We start from the raw sequence: 544 nt of genomic DNA, 5'->3' as shown, positions 1-544 counted from the left end.
CAATGTAAATAGTGGTTGACCTTCGGTCTGGATTCCGATGGAATATGCTTATAAGGTGAATGTGACCCGTGACCCTTTAATTATATGGTCGGGCTTTCTTGTCTCGGCACCTGTGATAAGTTTGTTCGGTTAGTAGTCAGTGATCATAAAAGGATTTAAGTGATGACATGGAATTCGACCCGCTTGCAATTAGACAAAGCCTTCTTGTTTGTTAGTGATGATTCTTTAGCATGTTCTTCTGCGCGACGTGTAGCTAAATTTAAAGGCCTGCGTATACAAAGTGCAAACTCTATTCAATCAGCTATTTCCTTTTTGGAACATAAACCCGCTGATTATTTTCTGGTTGTGATGGATGAGGAGAGCGCCAGCTTTTCGGCATATTCATTTTTAAACGAAGCTGATCAGCGTTGGCCTCATATCAAGGTTGTTTCGACTAGTAGCTTTATCGATAGCGGTGAACTCTTATCAAAGACTCCAAAAAATCTGGAGCTGGATGCTGTGTTGAGCTGCTTATTGAGTAAAGCCTGTGAGGAGCTTTTGAGTG

General features: G+C 41.5%; 1 protein-coding gene. It reads left to right on the top strand.

Annotation, left to right across the window (positions count from 1 at the left end; genetic code table 11):
• Positions 1–162: 162 nt before the first annotated feature.
• The coding region (locus A3761_RS05280) for a hypothetical protein (protein ID WP_197472844.1) at positions 163–544 on the top strand (382 nt) is incomplete at its 3' end.

The sequence above is a fragment of the Oleiphilus sp. HI0123 genome (genome assembly GCF_001635315.1).
This window is presented reverse-complemented; position numbering and strand designations above follow the sequence as displayed.